17 protein-coding genes are annotated in these 16,697 nt (G+C 42.4%); 15 read left to right on the forward strand and 2 right to left on the reverse strand.

All coding sequences use genetic code 11. The annotated features are described in order from the left end of the window. The first annotated feature begins 17 nt into the window (after positions 1-17). The 3 genes from INF20_RS03040 to rbr all read left to right on the forward strand — a co-directional run bounded on the left by INF20_RS03040 (position 18) and on the right by rbr (position 2,276). Positions 18-599 (forward strand): ATP-binding cassette domain-containing protein, encoded by a 582-nt coding sequence (locus tag INF20_RS03040; protein ID WP_226384918.1) that lies wholly within the window; start codon positions 18-20, stop codon positions 597-599. Positions 600-607: 8 nt separating this feature from the next. Further along, positions 608-1,630: an alpha-hydroxy-acid oxidizing protein gene (locus tag INF20_RS03045; RefSeq protein ID WP_226384919.1), complete on the forward strand. Its 1,023-nt coding sequence runs from the start codon at positions 608-610 to the stop codon at positions 1,628-1,630. Between the two features lie 109 nt (positions 1,631-1,739). After that, positions 1,740-2,276, forward strand: coding sequence for a rubrerythrin (rbr, locus tag INF20_RS03050; protein WP_226384920.1), 537 nt, complete (start codon positions 1,740-1,742; stop codon positions 2,274-2,276). Between the two features lie 73 nt (positions 2,277-2,349). On the opposite strand, the gene INF20_RS03055 is transcribed toward rbr, so the two are convergent. Beyond that, on the reverse strand, positions 2,350-3,372 hold the full coding sequence (locus tag INF20_RS03055; RefSeq protein ID WP_226384921.1) for a threonine aldolase family protein: 1,023 nt from the start codon (positions 3,370-3,372) through the stop codon (positions 2,350-2,352). A gap of 145 nt (positions 3,373-3,517) precedes the next feature. Here INF20_RS03055 and mreB point away from each other — a divergent pair, with 145 nt between their 5' ends. From mreB to INF20_RS03110, 11 genes are all read left to right on the forward strand, one after another. Further along, complete coding sequence (gene mreB / locus INF20_RS03060; protein WP_226384922.1) at positions 3,518-4,540, forward strand: rod shape-determining protein; 1,023 nt, start codon at positions 3,518-3,520, stop codon at positions 4,538-4,540. A 71-nt stretch (positions 4,541-4,611) separates the two neighbouring features. Continuing rightward, complete coding sequence (locus INF20_RS03065; RefSeq protein WP_226384923.1) at positions 4,612-5,742, forward strand: THUMP domain-containing class I SAM-dependent RNA methyltransferase; 1,131 nt, start codon at positions 4,612-4,614, stop codon at positions 5,740-5,742. Positions 5,743-5,807: 65 nt separating this feature from the next. After that, positions 5,808-6,440 carry a CYTH domain-containing protein gene (locus INF20_RS03070; RefSeq protein WP_226384924.1) on the forward strand — a complete coding sequence of 211 codons (633 nt, stop codon included), beginning with the start codon at positions 5,808-5,810 and terminating at the stop codon, positions 6,438-6,440. 15 nt (positions 6,441-6,455) lie between these two features. After that, entirely contained in the window at positions 6,456-7,736 is a 1,281-nt protein-coding gene (gene tig, locus INF20_RS03075) for a trigger factor (RefSeq protein ID WP_226384925.1), read from the forward strand. A gap of 11 nt (positions 7,737-7,747) precedes the next feature. Further along, on the forward strand, positions 7,748-8,329 hold the full coding sequence (gene clpP / locus INF20_RS03080) for an ATP-dependent Clp endopeptidase proteolytic subunit ClpP (RefSeq protein WP_226384926.1): 582 nt from the start codon (positions 7,748-7,750) through the stop codon (positions 8,327-8,329). A 27-nt stretch (positions 8,330-8,356) separates the two neighbouring features. Beyond that, a complete protein-coding gene (gene clpX, locus INF20_RS03085; RefSeq protein ID WP_226384927.1) occupies positions 8,357-9,586 on the forward strand; it encodes an ATP-dependent Clp protease ATP-binding subunit ClpX in 1,230 nt (409 codons plus the stop codon). 60 nt (positions 9,587-9,646) lie between these two features. Continuing rightward, the gene (gene lon / locus INF20_RS03090; protein WP_226384928.1) at positions 9,647-11,953 is read left to right on the forward strand and encodes an endopeptidase La; all 2,307 of its coding nucleotides are present in this window, start codon (positions 9,647-9,649) and stop codon (positions 11,951-11,953) included. A 39-nt stretch (positions 11,954-11,992) separates the two neighbouring features. Beyond that, positions 11,993-12,589 (forward strand): ribosome biogenesis GTP-binding protein YihA/YsxC, encoded by a 597-nt coding sequence (yihA, locus tag INF20_RS03095; RefSeq protein WP_226384971.1) that lies wholly within the window; start codon positions 11,993-11,995, stop codon positions 12,587-12,589. Continuing rightward, positions 12,590-12,937, forward strand: a complete 348-nt coding sequence (locus INF20_RS03100; RefSeq protein ID WP_226384929.1) for a YkvA family protein — start codon at positions 12,590-12,592, stop codon at positions 12,935-12,937. Beyond that, entirely contained in the window at positions 12,915-13,436 is a 522-nt protein-coding gene (gene hpt / locus INF20_RS03105; protein WP_226384930.1) for a hypoxanthine phosphoribosyltransferase, read from the forward strand. Before INF20_RS03100 ends, hpt begins: the two co-directional genes overlap by 23 nt. A 72-nt stretch (positions 13,437-13,508) precedes the next feature. Further along, positions 13,509-14,084, forward strand: a complete 576-nt coding sequence (locus INF20_RS03110; protein ID WP_226384931.1) for a PduL/EutD family phosphate acyltransferase — start codon at positions 13,509-13,511, stop codon at positions 14,082-14,084. A gap of 117 nt (positions 14,085-14,201) precedes the next feature. On the opposite strand, the gene INF20_RS03115 is transcribed toward INF20_RS03110, so the two are convergent. Next, on the reverse strand, positions 14,202-14,891 hold the full coding sequence (locus INF20_RS03115) for a Crp/Fnr family transcriptional regulator (RefSeq protein WP_226384932.1): 690 nt from the start codon (positions 14,889-14,891) through the stop codon (positions 14,202-14,204). Positions 14,892-14,924: 33 nt separating this feature from the next. Here INF20_RS03115 and INF20_RS03120 point away from each other — a divergent pair, with 33 nt between their 5' ends. After that, the gene (locus tag INF20_RS03120) at positions 14,925-16,562 is read left to right on the forward strand and encodes an FAD-dependent oxidoreductase (protein WP_226384933.1); all 1,638 of its coding nucleotides are present in this window, start codon (positions 14,925-14,927) and stop codon (positions 16,560-16,562) included. The last annotated feature ends 135 nt before the right edge of the window (positions 16,563-16,697 follow it).

Consider the following 16,697-nt stretch of genomic DNA (forward strand, 5'->3'; position numbering starts at 1 on the left):
AGCAGAGGTATGGAAAAATGATAAAAATAGACGAATTGAACAAAAGCTTCGGTGATACTGCCGTGTTTAAAGAGTTTTCTGCTGAATTTGAGGACGGAAGCGTAACATGTATCATGGGAAGTTCCGGAATTGGAAAGACGACACTGCTGCGCATACTAATGGGCCTTGAAGACTATGACGATGGACGTATTACAGGCATAGAAAATAAAACCATGGCGGCGGTATTTCAGGAGGACAGGCTTTGCGAAAACCTAACGGTGTCAGCTAATATACGCATGACCGGAGGCAAGGACGAAAAGGGAATATCGGAACAGGAAGTCGTTAAATATCTTGAAATCATCGGCATGAAAGATATGGCAGGTAAACAGGTCTCTGAACTTTCCGGAGGTATGAAGCGGAGAGTGGCAATACTTAGGGCTGTTCTTGCAGATAGGGATATTGTGTTTTTTGACGAGCCTTTAAAAGGTCTTGATCAAGAAACGGAAAAAAAGGTGATGGAGACTATAGTGCCGCTGTTAAGTGGTAAAACTGTACTCTGGGTGACCCATAGGGAAGATGAAGCAGCCTATTTTAAAAATGCAAATATGCTTAAATTGTAGAGGTAATTATGGATTATAATTCAATGCTTAAAACAGCAAAAGAGAATATGGAAAAATGCCATGTGTGCCCCGTATGCGATGGCAGAGCCTGTGCCGGAAAGGTGCCAGGCCCCGGAGGAAAGGGCAGTGGCAGCTCTGCAATCAGAAATTACAGTTGGTGGCGTGAGCATGTGAAAATACATATGGATGTGGTAACAGAATCCTTTGAACCTGAAATATATACAGAGTTATTTGGATGCAGTCTTTCCATGCCTATATTGCCAGCGCCGATAGGGATGATTGCTCTTAATTTTTCCGATAAGCTTGACGAATATACATATGCAAAGGCGGTAATTGAGGGTGCCGCCAAGGCCGGTACATTGGCGTTTACTGGCGGTGGAGCTGTGGATGAATGCTATTTTGATCCCATAAGAGCCATAGAGGAACTAGGAGTTCCTGCTGTACCTACACTTAAGCCTTGGAGAATGGAACTGGTGGAGGAACGAATTAAATTTGCAGAGCAGAAAGGCGCCACAGCTATAGCAATGGATATTGACAGTGCGGGACTGCCACATTCATCTGCTTCCGCAGAACCTATGGTAGCTAAAAGTGCAGATGATATAAAGAAAATGTGCAGTATGACAAAGCTGCCCTTTGTCGTAAAAGGCGTTATGACTGCTAAGAGTGCCAGAGCAGCGGCAGATGCCGGTGCCTATGCTATAGTTGTTTCAAATCACGGCGGCAGAGTTCTTGATGAAGGTCTTGCCACAGGTGAAGTTCTTGCTGAAATAAAACAGGTTGTAGGCAATAGATCAAAGATACTGATTGACGGAGGTATCAGAACCGGGGCAGATGTGTATAAGGCACTGGCTTTGGGGGCTGATGTGGTGCTTATAGGACGACCATGCGCAGTTGCGGCATTTGGAGGCGGTGCTGAAGGTGTTAAAATTTATCTTGAAAAAATTGCTGCTGAACTTAAAGATGTAATGAAGATGACAGGAACGCCGACTATTAAATCCATAAATCCGGAAACCATTAAAATTATAAAGTAGAAAAAACAGAAAAAGGATGATTTAAAACTACCTCATGTGGTAAAATTACTATAAGTTATTACAGATTGATAATGATAACTAATGTCAAAATAAATACGGAGGTAATAAAATGAGCAAATATGCAGGAACAAAAACTGAAAAAAATCTGATGGAAGCGTTCGCTGGTGAAAGCCAAGCAAGAAATAAGTATACATACTTTGCAAGCACAGCAAAGAAGGAAGGGTTTGAGCAGATTTCAGAAATCTTCCTTAAGACTGCTGATAATGAAAAGGAACATGCTAAACTCTGGTTCAAGGAACTGGAAGGCATCGGAGCAACTGCTGACAATCTGCTAGCAGCTGCAGAAGGCGAAAACTACGAATGGACAGATATGTATGATACATTCGCAAAGGAAGCTGAAGAAGAAGGATTCCCAGAGCTTGCAACAAAGTTCAGACTGGTTGCAGATATTGAAAGAGAACATGAAAAGAGATACAGAGCTCTTCTGGATAATGTAAAGAGCGAAAGAGTATTTGAAAAGGATGCTGAAACTGTTTGGGAATGCAGAAACTGCGGACACCTGTATGTAGGAAAGGCGGCTCCTAAGGTATGCCCAACTTGCCTGCATGCACAGAGCTACTTCGAAGTAAGAAAAGAAAATTACTAATTATGTGAAATACAATAAACCGGAGCAGTCGTAAAACCGCTCCGGTTTTTTATTTTATACTATAGCCCGCCCTTTATTTTTCGATAAGCTTGATAAATTCATCAACTTCTTCCTGAGTAGTGCTCCATGAAGTACAAAGTCTCATGGCGGCCTTGCCGTCTCCTACTTCTTCAAAATCGTCGTAGAGAACGCCTGCTTCATCCAGCTTCTTTACAACAGAAAGAGGGAAGATAGGGAAGATCATATTACTGCAAGGAGGCCACATAAATTCATATCCGTTGCCTGCAATAGCGCTTATCAGCTGCTGAGCAAGATCGTTACAATGCTGACCAAGTTCCAGATAAAGATCTCCATCAAACATGGCTTTGAACTGAACGCCGAGGAGTCTTCCCTTGGCGAGGACAGCACCTTTCTGCTTCATAATACGATTAAAGTCAGGCTTCATGCTGTCGTTGACAATTACTATGGCTTCGCCGAAAAGTACACCGCACTTTGTACCGCCGATGTAAAATACATCGCAAAGCTCAGGAAGATCTGTAAATTTCAAATCGTTATCTTTCTGAGTAAGAGCCATAGCAAGTCTTGCACCGTCCATGAATACGTACAGTCCGTGCTCATCGCATTTTTCTCTTAAAGCTTTAAGTTCAGCTTTGTTGTATGTAAGACCTGTTTCTGTGAGATTTGAGATGTAAATCATCTTAGGTCTTACCCAGTGAGCATTACAATGCTGCTTCATTACCTTATCTATATCAGCAGGTCTGAGTTTTCCGTCTTCTGTAGGAACATGGATAACCTTGTGACCGGTGGCTTCGATGGCGCCTGCTTCATGAACGCACACATGACCTGTTTCAGCGGAAATAACCGCTTCGTGAGGTCTTAATGTTGCTCCGATAACTGTCAAATTTGTCTGAGTGCCGGCCATAGTCAGATAAACCGCAGCGTCCGGACACCCTACCTTTGCTCGGATGGCATCTGCCGCTTGAGCAGTGTATTCGTCCATGCCGTAACCTACAGTGTTTTCCATATTTGTTGAAACCAGAGCTTCCAGCACTTTAGGATGAGCGCCGGAGCCGTAATCATTCTTGAAAAAAATCATAATAACCTCCTGCTTGTATTTGTGTTTTCCGCTGAAATTATAACATAATTGTAATGATATTGATATACATAAAAAGGTTGAAATGGAAAGTTGCTTATCATATAATATTATAGCAGTAAAATGTTTAAGGAAGGAGAATCCGTTTATGGCATTCACAGAAGAAATAGGTATTGACCTGGGTACGGCAAATGTACTCGTATATATAAAGGGAAAAGGCATCGTGCTGGAGGAACCATCAGTGGTAGCCGTTGATGAGGAAACAGACGAGATTTTGGCAGTCGGTCAGGAAGCCAAGGAAATGCTGGGAAGAACACCGGCTAATATTATTGCGCTTAGACCTCTTAGAGACGGCGTTATATCCGATTACGATGTAACGGAAAGAATGCTCAAGTACTTCATTAAAAAAACATGCGGAAGCGGCAGATTTTTTAGACCTAGAATAATGATTTGCGTTCCTTCCGGTGTAACAGAAGTTGAAAAGAGAGCGGTTCGTGAAGCGGCGGCACAGGCAGGTGGTAAAGATGTATTCCTGATGGAAGAGCCTCTTGCGGCAGCTATAGGTGCTGATATAGATATTTCAAGACCTGAAGGTACCTTCGTTATAGATATAGGCGGCGGTACATCGGATATAGCGGTTATTTCTCTTGGAGGCATCGTAGCCAGCACATCACTTAAGGTGGCAGGAGACAGGATGGACGAAGCCATAGTTAAGTACATGAGAAAGAAACATAAGCTCTACATCGGTGAGAGAATGGCAGAAACTCTCAAGAAGGAAATAGGAACTGCTTTCCCTCGTCCTGAAGAGGTATCTTACACATGTAGCGGTCGTGATCTGGTAACAGGTCTGCCAAGGGAAGTTGAAGTTACATCCAGCGAAATGATGGAAGCCCTAGAAGAGCCTTTGCAGCAGATTTGTGAAGCTACACATTCGGTTCTTGAAAAGACTCCACCTGAATTGGCAGCGGACATCAGTACCGGCGGTATAATAATTACTGGAGGAGGAGCTCTTCTGTACGGCATTGATGAGAGAATCAAGCAGAGAACGGGCATAAATGTAAAGATTGCTGAAAATCCTATGGATTGCGTAGCGATAGGTACTGGCAGAGCCCTTGAAAACATCGATGTACTTCAAAAAAGTGCAATTAACAGACGCAGAAGATTTAAATAGGATATTATCTATCAGGCTATCCCCTGGGGGATAGCCGATTTTTTCGGAGAGGATATTTTCGGAGACAAAATATGAAAAGAGAGTTGATAGCGACAACAACCTTCGGTCTGGAAGCAGTGGCAAGAAGGGAAATACAGGCACTGGGTTATGAAATAGTTAAAACCGAAGACGGCAAAGTAACATATATGGCCGATGAAAGGGGCATTGTACGAAGCAATCTGTGGCTCAGGACCCCGGATAGAATTCTCCTTAAGATGGCTGAATTTGAAGCGGCGGAATTTGAGGAGCTTTTTCAGCAGGTTAAAGGTATAGCATGGGAGGAGCTGATTCCTGTAGACGGACAGTTTACTGTTATCGGCACATCTGTAAAGTCAAAGCTTCACAGCGTTCCAGCGTGCCAAAAGACAGTTAAAAAGGCCATAGCGGACAGGCTCAGTGAGTTTTATGTTACAGATAAGCTACCTGAAACTGGAGCAGAGTATACGGTTAAGGTAACAATGTTAAAGGACAGGGCAACCATAACAGTCGATACAAGCGGAGAAGCTCTGCACAAAAGAGGATACAGAATAAATCCTGTGGCTGCACCTATCAAGGAAACCATGGCGGCAGCTTTAGTGATGCTTTCTTTCTGGAATAAGGACAGGCTGCTAGTAGACCCATGCTGCGGTAGCGGGACGATTCCAATAGAAGCAGCTATGATTGGACTGAATATAGCGCCAGGACTGGGCAGAAAATTTGCTTCCGAGGGATGGGATATAATCGACGAAAGTATATGGAAGGAAGAAAGGAAAAAGGCTTACGAGGAAATAGACAGCGAAGGGGAGCTGATGATAAGAGCATCGGACATAGATAAAAGAACCCTTGAAGCTGCCAGAGAAAATGCCGAAGAGGCGGGAGTAGATCATGTCATTGATTTTTCTGTAATGGATATAAAGGATATGGAGCCTGACGGTCAAAACGGCATAATCATCATGAATCCGCCTTACGGTCAGCGTATCGGAGATGAAGAGGCTATAGAAGCCATCAATGGCAAACTTAAGAAATTCTTTAAAGAAAATCCGGATTGGTCCCTGTTTATCATTACCCCGGACGAGGAGTTTGAAGACAAAGTTATGGGCAGAAAGGCGGACCGACGAAGGAAGTTGTTTAACGGCAGGCTTAAAACCTGTTATTACCAGTTCCACGGAAAGAGAGTTTTTTGAGGGAATTCCTTGAGTTTTTCAGCTAAAAATGGTATCATAATTGCATTGCATGTCAGAGGTTATTTATGGAAATAGAACTTAAATATCGGCTCGAAAATGAAGACATCGCAAAGCAGGTTGAAGAGGTTACGCTAAACTCCGATTATACGGTGGAGAGCAGCGACCAGCAGCTTGATATGAAAGCGGTGTATTTCGATACCGAAGACGGACTTTTACAGAAAAATCTCATTGCGTTCCGCATAAGAAAAGAAGGAACGCGCAACATAGCGACACTCAAGTGGGGAGGCAAGCAGGAAGGTTCTCTGCACGTGAGAGAAGAGTTAAATATATCAGTAGGTTCAGGAGAGATTCCGGTATCTCCTGATATTGATGTGTTTAGCCAAAGTGAAATCGGTGAAAAAATGATACAGATAATCGGTCACAAAAAGCTGATTCCTATCATGAACATCGATATAAAGAGGCATCAATGGCAAGCGGAAGACGAAAACACCGTCGTGGAGTTTTGCTTTGATGATGGAGAAATAAAAGTCGGTAGCCAGATTGAAAAGATAAGAGAAATGGAAATTGAACTTATCACCGGAGACGAGAATAAGCTTTTGATTTTGGGTGATCGACTGTCCGAAAAATACGGACTTCAACCGGAAAAAAGGAGCAAGTACGAAAGAGGGCTTGCGCTTTTAAACAAGATAAACAAGTAGGAGGAGTTTAGGAAAATGAAAGCGACATTGTTAGCAAAGGAAAACGGAGACGCGAAATTTACTATCGAATTTACCGCAGAAGAGTTTGAGGCGGCGAGAGTAAAGGCCTATCAGGAAAACAAGAATCAGTTTACAATCGACGGATTCAGAAAGGGCAAGGCTCCGAGAAGCATCATCGAAAAGAGATACGGAGATGTATTTGCTGAGGATGCCATTAACGATATGCTGGCAGACGGATATCCAAACGCTCTTGATGAACTGGATATCGAAGTTATCGATCAGCCAAGAATGGAATTTGGAAAAATCGAAAAGGATGCACCTTTCACAGTTACAGTTACTGTAGCCGTATATCCTGAAGTTGAAGTAAAGGATTACAAGGGTATTGAACTGGAAAAGGTTGATGCGGAAGTTACAGACGAGGATGTAAATACTGAAATCGAAAACCTCAGAAAGAGAAATGCTCGTATGGTAACCGTTGACAGAGAAGTTAAAGACGGCGACCACATCATTTTGGACTACAAGGGATTTGTAGGTGACGAACAGTTTGAAGGCGGTACAGCTGAAGGATATCCTCTGGTAATCGGTTCCGGAAGCTTCATCCCTGGATTTGAGGATCAGCTGATTGGTGCAAAGAAGGATGAAGAAGTTGAAGTTAAGGTTACATTCCCAGAAGAATACCATGCAGAAGAACTGGCAGGTAAAGAAGCTGTATTTAAGTGCGTTGTACACGAAGTAAAGGAAGAAGAACTGCCTGAACTGGATGATGAATTTGCAAAGGATGTAAGCGAATACGATACACTGGAAGAGCTTAAGAAGGAAACAAAGGAAGACCTGACAAAGAGAAAGTCAGCATGGGCTGAAAACCAGATGAAGGATAAGGCTGTTGAAATCGTATGCGAAAACAACGATATCGAAATTCCAGCTGTAATGATTGACGACGAAATTTCTCAGATGATCAGAGAACTGGATATGCAGCTTTCACAGCAGGGACTTTCCTTCCAGCAGTATCTGCAGTTCCTTGGTAAGGACATGATGGCATTCAGAGAAGAAGTTAAAGACGATGCTGAAAGAAGAGTTAAGATGAGAATGGTAATCAGAGCAATCGTTGATGCTGAAGCCATTGTTGCTACAGAAGAAGAAATCGAAAAGGAACTTGAACTTCTCGGAATTCAGTACGGTCTTGAAACAGACAAGGTAAAGGAAATGGTAGGCGAAAAGAATCTGGAATACATCGGACAGGATGTTAAGATGAAGAAGGCCGTTGACTTTATCTATGAAAACGCAAAAGTAAAATAGGAGATAATCTAATGGCTTTAATACCTTATGTTATAGAACAGACAGGCAGAGGCGAAAGAACCTATGACATCTATTCAAGACTTCTCAAGGACAGAATCATTTTTCTGGGAGGAGAAATTGACGATGATGTTGCAAATATCGTAGTAGCTCAGCTGCTGTTCTTGGAAGCCGAAGATCCTAAAAAAGACATATCAATATATATTAACAGCCCCGGCGGTTCTGTAACTGCCGGTTTGGCGATTTATGACACAATCCGATACATAAAGCCGGAGGTGTCAACGATATGTGTTGGCATGGCAGCCAGCATGGGAGCTTTCCTTCTGGCAGCCGGCGAAAAGGGAAAGAGATATGCGCTTCCAAATTCGGAAATAATGATACATCAGCCTCTTGGCGGAGCCCGTGGACAGGCGGAGGATATTAAGATTCACGCCGAACATATTCTTAAGACTAGGGCGAAGCTCAATGAGATTTTGGCTGAAAGAACAGGTCAGCCTCTTTCCGTAATAGAAAATGATACGGACAGAGATAATTTCATGACTGCTCAGCAGGCCTGTGAGTATGGTCTTATAGACCAGGTCATGAGTTCAAGATAGACAAGATAATTGGGAGAAATGTGATATATGACAAAATATAATGAATCCGGAGAGATACGCTGCTCATTTTGCGGCCGCCCGCAGAGTCAGGTTAAAAGACTCATCGCAGGCCCGGATGTGTACATCTGTAATGAGTGCGTTGAGCTCTGTCAGGATATCATAAACGAAGGCCTGGGCGATGCAAAAAGCGAGGAAAACAGCAAGTTTGAACTGCTTAAGCCTAAGGAAATCGTGGAAAAACTTTCAGACTATGTCATAGGACAGGAAGAAGCTAAAAAGGTTCTGGCGGTAGCTGTATACAATCACTATAAAAGAATAAACTCAATGGGTACGGCTCTTGAGGATGATGTAGAGCTTCAGAAGAGCAATATTCTCATGGTGGGACCTACAGGTTCTGGTAAGACTCTTTTAGCTCAGACTCTGGCAAGAATATTAAATGTGCCTTTCGCCATTGCTGATGCTACAGCCCTTACGGAAGCCGGATATGTGGGCGAGGATGTGGAAAACATTCTTTTAAAGCTTATTCAGGCAGCAGATTATGATATAGAAAAGGCTCAGAAGGGTATAATATACATAGACGAGATTGATAAGATTGCAAGAAAATCTGATAATCCGTCAATTACAAGGGATGTCAGCGGTGAAGGCGTTCAGCAGGCGCTCCTTAAGATTTTGGAAGGAACTGTTGCCAATGTTCCACCTCAGGGAGGCAGAAAGCATCCAAACCAGGAATTCATACCTTTTGACACCACAAATGTGATGTTTATATGCGGTGGTGCTTTCGACGGACTTGATAAAGTCATAAGAAAGAGAACCGGCGAAAAGGTGATAGGTTTTAATTCCGCTGTGGAAAGCTCCTCCCAGGAAGAAAAGGAGATTTTGAAGCTTCTTGAACCGGAGGATTTACTGGCGTATGGTTTGATTCCTGAAATGATAGGAAGACTTCCTGCCATTGTTGCGTTGGAGCAGCTGGATGAAGACGCTTTGGTTGAGATTATAACTAAACCTAAAAATGCTCTTCTTAAACAATACAAGGCACTGTTTGCCATGGACGGCGTAGAGCTCAAGGTGGATGAAGAGGCTATCAGAGAAATTGCTAAAAAAGCCATCGAGAGAAAGACAGGAGCCAGAGGGCTGCGTGGCATAATGGAAAATGTTATGACTGACATAATGTATGAAATACCGGGAAGAGATGACATTAAAGAATATGTCGTAACAAAGAATATGATAGACAGCAAAAATCCGGGGCGGCTTTCTTAAGTCGCCTTTTAAAAAAGAAATTGATTTTGATGAAAAAAAGAAAGAAAGGAGACGGGGAAGATGAATTATCCAATGATACCCTTAAGGGGACTGTCGATTTTTCCGCATATGGTTCTTCATTTTGACATAGGCAGAGAAAAATCAATAAATGCCCTGGAACAGGCCATGATAAGGGACCAGTATGTATTTCTCGCTTCTCAGAAGGATGAAAACACAGATCTGCCAACGGCAGATGACTTTTACCATGTGGGAACAGTGGCGAAGGTTAAGCAGATGCTTAAGTTGCCGGGAGACACAATTAGAGTTCTGGTAGAAGGCGTGGCCAGAGGTAAAATAATAGAAATGATACAGGACGACCCGTATTTTGAATGCGAGGTTGACGAAGATATAGAGCAGGATACTGCAGAAGAGGATCAGGAAAGGGAAGAAGCTCTTATAAGAATGACTCTTGCTGCCTTTGAAGAATATGCTGCTTTAAGTGAAAAGACTCCTAAGGAGGTATTTCACAGCGTAGCCGGAATCCAGAGAGGTGGAGCTTTAGCCGATGCCATCGCAGGGCATATGAAGCTAAGTGTTGAGGATAACCAAAAGGTTTTGGAGGCTTTAGAGCCTTGTGAAAGACTGGAGACGGTTTATACCCTTCTCGTAAGAGAGATTGAAATAATGGGCATCGAACTTGACATCAACAGAAAGGTCAAGGAGCAGATGAGCCAGAATCAGAGAGAATATTATCTTAAGGAGCAGATGCGTGCCATCCAGGGAGAGCTGGGCTTTGATGATGATTTAGACGATGAGATAATAAAATGGCATGAGCAGATGGACGAGCTGGAGCTTCCGGCGGACATATGCGAAAAGCTTGAAAAGGAGATAAACAGGCTTAACAGAATGCAGCCTACATCTGCGGAAGCCGGCGTCATCAGAACATATATAGAGACTATTCTTGCTCTGCCGTGGAATAAGCTAAGTGAAGAGCATATAGATTTAAAGGAAGCTGAAAAAATCCTGGATGAGGATCATTACGGCCTTGAAAAGGTAAAGGAAAGAGTGTTGGAATATCTGGCAGTTGTTGAGCTTTCCCATGAAATCAAGGGACCGATAATTTGTCTAGTGGGCCCTCCGGGAACAGGTAAGACATCTATTGCCAAATCTATAGCTAGAGCTACAGGAAGGGAATTTGTAAGAATGTCCCTTGGCGGTGTAAGAGATGAGGCTGAAATAAGAGGTCATAGACGTACATATATAGGGGCTATTCCGGGAAGGGTAATTAACAGCATAAAGGATGCGGGAACAAGAAACCCACTGTTCCTATTTGATGAAGTGGATAAGCTTGGTTCAGACTTTAAGGGCGACCCTTCATCAGCTTTGCTGGAAGTTTTAGACCCTGAACAAAATAAGGATTTTACGGATCATTATCTTGAAGTGCCTTTTGACCTTTCTAAGGTTATGTTTATAACAACGGCAAATTCCCTTAACACAATACCAGGGCCTCTGCTTGACCGTATGGAAGTTATCGAGGTTACGGGATATACAGAAGAAGAAAAACTGCAGATAGCAAAGAAATACCTCATTCCTAAAAAGACAAAAGAACACGGCCTTGAAAAGTCCCAGTTTAAGATGACAGACAAAGCAATTAGAGACCTTATTAACTATTACACCAGAGAATCCGGTGTTCGTAATCTGGAAAGAGAAATTGCTAATCTGGTGAGAAAGGTTGCAAGAAAGGTCGTAACTGACGGCATAGAAGGCTATAAGGTTGGCCCGAAGGATTTGGAAGAGCTTTTGGGCAAGAAGAGATATAGATACGATAAGATCAGCGGCAAGAGCGAAGTTGGCGTCGTTACAGGACTTGCATGGACTGTAGTTGGAGGCGATACTCTGTTTATAGAAACATCCGCGGTGCCGGGAACAGGCAAGCTTCAGCTGACAGGCCAGCTGGGTGATGTTATGCAGGAGTCGGCGAGAACGGGAATCAGCTATATTCGTTCCGTTGCACATAAGCACGGTATAGACGAGAACTTCTACAAGGAAAAGGACATTCATATTCATGTCCCTGAAGGAGCAGTTCCTAAGGATGGTCCTTCAGCCGGCGTCACAATGTGCGTTGCCATGATATCAACTCTTACGGGAATTCCTGTAAGAAAGGATGTGGCAATGACAGGTGAAGTGACATTGAGAGGTAATGTTCTTCCTGTGGGAGGCATTAAGGAAAAGGTGCTTGCGGCTCACAGAGCGGGAGTTAGAACAGTGCTACTACCTTTTGAAAATGAAAGGGATATAGACGAAATACCTGAAAATGTCAGAGAACAGATGAACTTTGTTCTTATAAAAAATGTTGACGAAGCTCTAAAGGAAGCCCTTGTAAAATAGCCTGATATAGGCCCGTAGGGTATAGAGGAAACTATTATGATAGAAATAAAAAAAGCCGAACTGGTGGCGGTGACTGCAGATCCTAAACAGTATCCGCCTGACGAACTGTATGAGATAGCATTTGCGGGAAGATCTAATGTTGGTAAATCGTCGCTTTTAAATCTTCTGACCAACAGAAAGAAGCTGGCAAGGGTATCTCAAAGTCCGGGTAAGACAAGAACTATAAATTTTTATGAAATTAACGACAGTTTTAGAATAGTCGATTTGCCCGGCTACGGTTACGCCAAGGTCTCCAAATCAGTTAGCGAAAGCTGGGGGAAGATGATGGAAAGATATTTTGAAACCAGACAGGGATTGCTTAAAGTAATACAACTGGTGGACATAAGGCATGAGCCTTCAAAGCAGGATGTACAGATGTATGACTATCTGAAGCATTACGGTCTTGATGGCATCGTTGTTGCCACAAAGGCTGATAAGATATCTAGAAATCAGTATCAGAAAAGCGAAAAGGTTATTAGACAGACTCTTGGAATGAAACCTGAGGATAAGGTTATACCAATATCTTCTCTCAAAAAAACAGGTCATGAAAAACTCCTTGAAGAAATAGAAAAAATACTAATAGACGGGAGCATGTAAATGGGCTTTTTTACAGGAATTAGAAGATGGATAAAGAGAATAGGCTCTCTTGGCAAAATGATGAAGGACAGAGATGTGTCTTTATGGAAAAAGATACTGCTGGTTTTTGCGGTAATTTATCTGTTTATTCCAATAGAACTTATTCCAGATTTTTTGCTTCCTGTGGGACTGGCCGATGATATAATATTATGGATATGTGTTTTGCAGATATTAAAAGCTACTTTGGATAAATTTGTTGGGCCTGATTTAAGCAGAACTGCCAAAAAGCGATACAAAGGTAAAAATATAATAGATGATGTTGAGTTTGAAATAAAGGAGGACGAAGGTGACCGGAAAAGTACTGATTAGCCAGGAACAGATTCAGGCAAAGGCGGACGAAATAGGGAAGCAGATTACCGAGGATTACAGCAAGCTAGACGAGCCATTGCTATTGGTAGGTATTTTAAGAGGCTCGGTGCCGTGGATGGCGGATCTGATGAAAAGAATTGATATTGAGGATATGACCATAGACTTTATGGCCTGTTCCAGTTACGGCGCTTCCACAAAGACATCGGGAACCGTGAAGATAATGAAGGATATTGAAGAAGATGTCATGGGCAAGAATGTTTTGATTGTCGAAGATATTATTGATTCTGGCATTACCCTGAATTATCTTAAGGGCTACTTGAAAAATAGAGGCGCTGCCAGTGTAAAAATCTGTGCTCTCTTGGATAAGCCAACTGGAAGACAGACGGATGTTCAAGGGGATTATGTGGGCTTTACCGTGGGCGATGTGTTTATCGTAGGCTACGGATTGGATTACAATCAGAAATACAGACAGCTTCCTTACATAAGTTGTTTGGATTAAATCAAGTTTTGTGGTAAACTTATATAGTTGATAAAGATTTAAGCATTTAGTATACAAATGAGGAGGATAACCATGGGTTACGAAGTAAAAATAGGACTTTCCAACAAGCACTTACATCTCAGCCAGGAGCATATTGAAGCTCTTTTCGGAAAGGGTCATGAACTGACTCCTACAAAGGATCTGGTTCAGCCGGGACAGTTTGCCTGCGAAGAAAAGGTTGATATCGTAGGACCTAAAAAGACTCTTACAGGAATCAGAGTTTTAGGACCTGCAAGAAAAGAAACTCAGGTTGAGCTTGCTCTTACAGACGCAAGAACAATCGGAATCAAGGTTCCAGTTAGAGAATCCGGTAAGCTGGAAGGCACACCTGGTTGTAAGCTGGTAGGACCTTGCGGAGAAGTTGAACTGGATCACGGTGTAATCGCAGCACTTAGACACGTTCATCTGTCAGCAGCTCAGGCTGAAGAAGCAGGCGTTAAGGATAAGGATGTTATCAGCATCAAGATTGGTGGCGAAAGAGGACTGGTATTTGACAATGTACTTGTTAGAGCCGGCGAAGGTCACGAAAGAGAAGTTCATCTTGACACAGACGAAGGAAACGCAGCAGGATGCGGTCCTGATGCAGTTTGCGAACTGATTGTAAAATAGGGTAACTGCAAAAACAAACGCGGATTTTTAAATGATCCGCGTTTTTTTGTGACTTTGTCACAGAATAAAATCTGTCAATGAAAGTAAAATAAGCATAAATTAAAGGGTAAAATTGTGTTAAACAGTCATAGCTCGCAGTTTGAGACGATCTAAAATTTTGACACCCTTTCGTGAAACTTCCACGATGCCCTCGCCGGCAAAATATTTGAGCATACGGGATACGACTTCTCTTGCCGAACCTATGTATCTTGCGATCTGTTCCTGTGTCATAGGTATGAGATCGCAGCCGGTGCGGGATATTTCATCGGATAGGAAGATAGCAAGCCTTTTATCCATACTCATAAAGAGTATCTGCTGCATTGTCCACATAACATCGGAAAAACGGTTTACAGCAGTTTCCAGCGAAAAAATACGGACTTCCGGCTGGCGTTCAGCTACAGCAGCAAAAGCAGGCCCGGATATGACAATGCACTGACTGTCTTCTTCGGCATCGACAAATACATCAAATGTAATAGACTGCAGGACACAGGATGCTGACAGCATGCACATATCTCCAGGATAAAGGCGGTACAGAGTAACTTCCTTTCCGTCTTCGGAAATCATATAGGCTCTCAGGCAGCCGGAACGCACAAGAATGACACCGGAGCATTCATCGCTGTCATGGATATGATAACCTTTGGTGTAAGTAGCTGCCGTGGAATTGTCAAGTATATATGCACGTTCAGTTTTGGAAATCACATTCCAGAACGGAAACGCTTTTATATAAACAGATTCAAATTCAGTCAGGTTAAATACAGCTTGTGACATAACAGGCTCTCCTTTCAGAAAAGAGGTGCGATAATGAAAATAATAATAATCGGTGGAGTTGCAGGCGGCGCTACAGCTGCCACAAGACTTAGAAGACTCAATGAAAAAGCTGAAATAATAATTCTTGAAAGAGGCGGATTTGTTTCTTTTGCCAACTGCGGCCTTCCGTACTATATCGGTGGAACGATAACAGAAAAGGAAAAGCTTACAGTGGAGACTCCTAAGGGATTCAGGGATAAATTCAATATCGATGTTCGCGTGGAAAATGAAGTTATTTCCATAGACCCTGAAAGAAAAATTTTAAAAGTAAATGAACTTGCCACCGGCAGAGAATATGAAGAAAGCTATGATGAGCTTCTTCTTTCTCCGGGAGCGGAACCTGTCAGACCTCCTCTTGAAGGTATTGATCGTGAAAATGTATTCACTTTGAGAAATATACCAGATACGATGCGTATGGATACTTTCATTAAAATGAACAATCCAGCTACCGCTGTTGTAGTAGGAGGAGGAAATATAGGTGTTGAAATGGCCGAAAATCTTACCGAAAAAGGCATTAAGGTGACTATCGTTGAAATGGCCGACCATCTAATCGCTCCTTTGGATCCAGATATGGCATCTGATGTACATAATTATATCAGAGCTAAAGGCATCAGGCTATATCTTGGAAGCGGCGTAACTGCAATAGGTGAAGGCAAGGTATTAACAGATAAGGAAGAAATTCCTGCAGATATGGTGCTTATGTCTGTCGGTACAAAACCTGAAACTGCTCTGGCTCAAAGCTGTGGAGTTGAGGTTAATGCCAAAGGCAGCATCATAGTAGACGAAAGAATGCATACAAGCGTGCCTCATATATATGCTGTTGGAGATGCAGTTGAGGTTGAGCATTTTGTAACAGAAGAACCGACTTCAATACAGCTGGCAGGTCCTGCAAACAAGCAGGGAAGAATAGCTGCAGATAATATCGCAGGCTATGACAGTATATACACAGGTTCGCAAGGCTCGGCCATTCTTAAAGTGTTCGATATGACCGTAGCTTCTACAGGTCTCAGTGAAAAGCAGGCTAAGTCGGCTGGAATTGATTATGATAAGGTTTATACTTTCCTTGCACCTCATGCTTCATATTATCCGGGAGGAACAAATATGTCCATGAAAGTGATATGGGATAAGAAAACGGAAAAAATAATCGGAGCTCAGATTGTCGGATACGAAGGTGTGGACAAACGCATGGATGTTCTGGCGACTGCTATGAGATTCGGAGGAAAGGTAACTGACCTTACAAAACTTGAACTCTGCTATGCTCCTCCTTTTGGAAGTGCAAAAGATCCTGTCAACATTGTAGGATATGCAGCGGAAAATATTATCAGCGGTAAGGTAAAACAATACTTCTGGGATGATGTTGCAGATCTTCCAAGAGATGGGAGTGTCAGTCTTATAGATATAAGAACTCCAGAAGAAACTGCCGGTGGAATGATTGATGGATATGTTAATATACCTTGGGTTGAAATAAGAAAGCGCCTTGATGAGATCCCGAAGGATAAACCGGTGTACCTTAGCTGTACAAGCGGTCTCAAAAGTTATAATGTTTCGAGAATTTTAACAGGTCTCGGATATGATTGCTATAATCTTGCAGGAGGTTACAGACTGTACAGCAGTATAATGAAAGATAAATAAATTTTTTTAAACCGCGACTAAATTTGTAAAGTCGCGGTTAAAATTTTGTGCGATGTGGTATATATTATCAATATAAATGTGAAAATTTTAACTAAAAATGTGAATAACATGTCGGTTTTATCAGGAGGTAAAAAT

The organism is Gallibacter intestinalis (assembly GCF_014982745.1).
Classification (GTDB): Bacteria; Bacillota; Clostridia; order Peptostreptococcales; family Anaerovoracaceae; genus Gallibacter; species Gallibacter intestinalis.

Excerpts from the sequence above, each read along its gene's own strand:
- INF20_RS03040 (WP_226384918.1), top strand. The coding sequence starts at position 18 with ATGATAAAAATAGACGAATTGAACAAAAGCTTCGGTGATACTGCCGTG.
- INF20_RS03045 (WP_226384919.1), top strand. The coding sequence starts at position 608 with ATGGATTATAATTCAATGCTTAAAACAGCAAAAGAGAATATGGAAAAA.
- rbr (WP_226384920.1), top strand. The coding sequence starts at position 1,740 with ATGAGCAAATATGCAGGAACAAAAACTGAAAAAAATCTGATGGAAGCG.
- INF20_RS03055 (WP_226384921.1), bottom strand. The coding sequence starts at position 3,372 with ATGATTTTTTTCAAGAATGATTACGGCTCCGGCGCTCATCCTAAAGTG.
- mreB (WP_226384922.1), top strand. The coding sequence starts at position 3,518 with ATGGCATTCACAGAAGAAATAGGTATTGACCTGGGTACGGCAAATGTA.
- INF20_RS03065 (WP_226384923.1), top strand. The coding sequence starts at position 4,612 with ATGAAAAGAGAGTTGATAGCGACAACAACCTTCGGTCTGGAAGCAGTG.
- INF20_RS03070 (WP_226384924.1), top strand. The coding sequence starts at position 5,808 with ATGGAAATAGAACTTAAATATCGGCTCGAAAATGAAGACATCGCAAAG.
- tig (WP_226384925.1), top strand. The coding sequence starts at position 6,456 with ATGAAAGCGACATTGTTAGCAAAGGAAAACGGAGACGCGAAATTTACT.
- clpP (WP_226384926.1), top strand. The coding sequence starts at position 7,748 with ATGGCTTTAATACCTTATGTTATAGAACAGACAGGCAGAGGCGAAAGA.
- clpX (WP_226384927.1), top strand. The coding sequence starts at position 8,357 with ATGACAAAATATAATGAATCCGGAGAGATACGCTGCTCATTTTGCGGC.
- lon (WP_226384928.1), top strand. The coding sequence starts at position 9,647 with ATGAATTATCCAATGATACCCTTAAGGGGACTGTCGATTTTTCCGCAT.
- INF20_RS03100 (WP_226384929.1), top strand. The coding sequence starts at position 12,590 with ATGGGCTTTTTTACAGGAATTAGAAGATGGATAAAGAGAATAGGCTCT.
- INF20_RS03110 (WP_226384931.1), top strand. The coding sequence starts at position 13,509 with ATGGGTTACGAAGTAAAAATAGGACTTTCCAACAAGCACTTACATCTC.
- INF20_RS03115 (WP_226384932.1), bottom strand. The coding sequence starts at position 14,891 with ATGTCACAAGCTGTATTTAACCTGACTGAATTTGAATCTGTTTATATA.
- INF20_RS03120 (WP_226384933.1), top strand. The coding sequence starts at position 14,925 with ATGAAAATAATAATAATCGGTGGAGTTGCAGGCGGCGCTACAGCTGCC.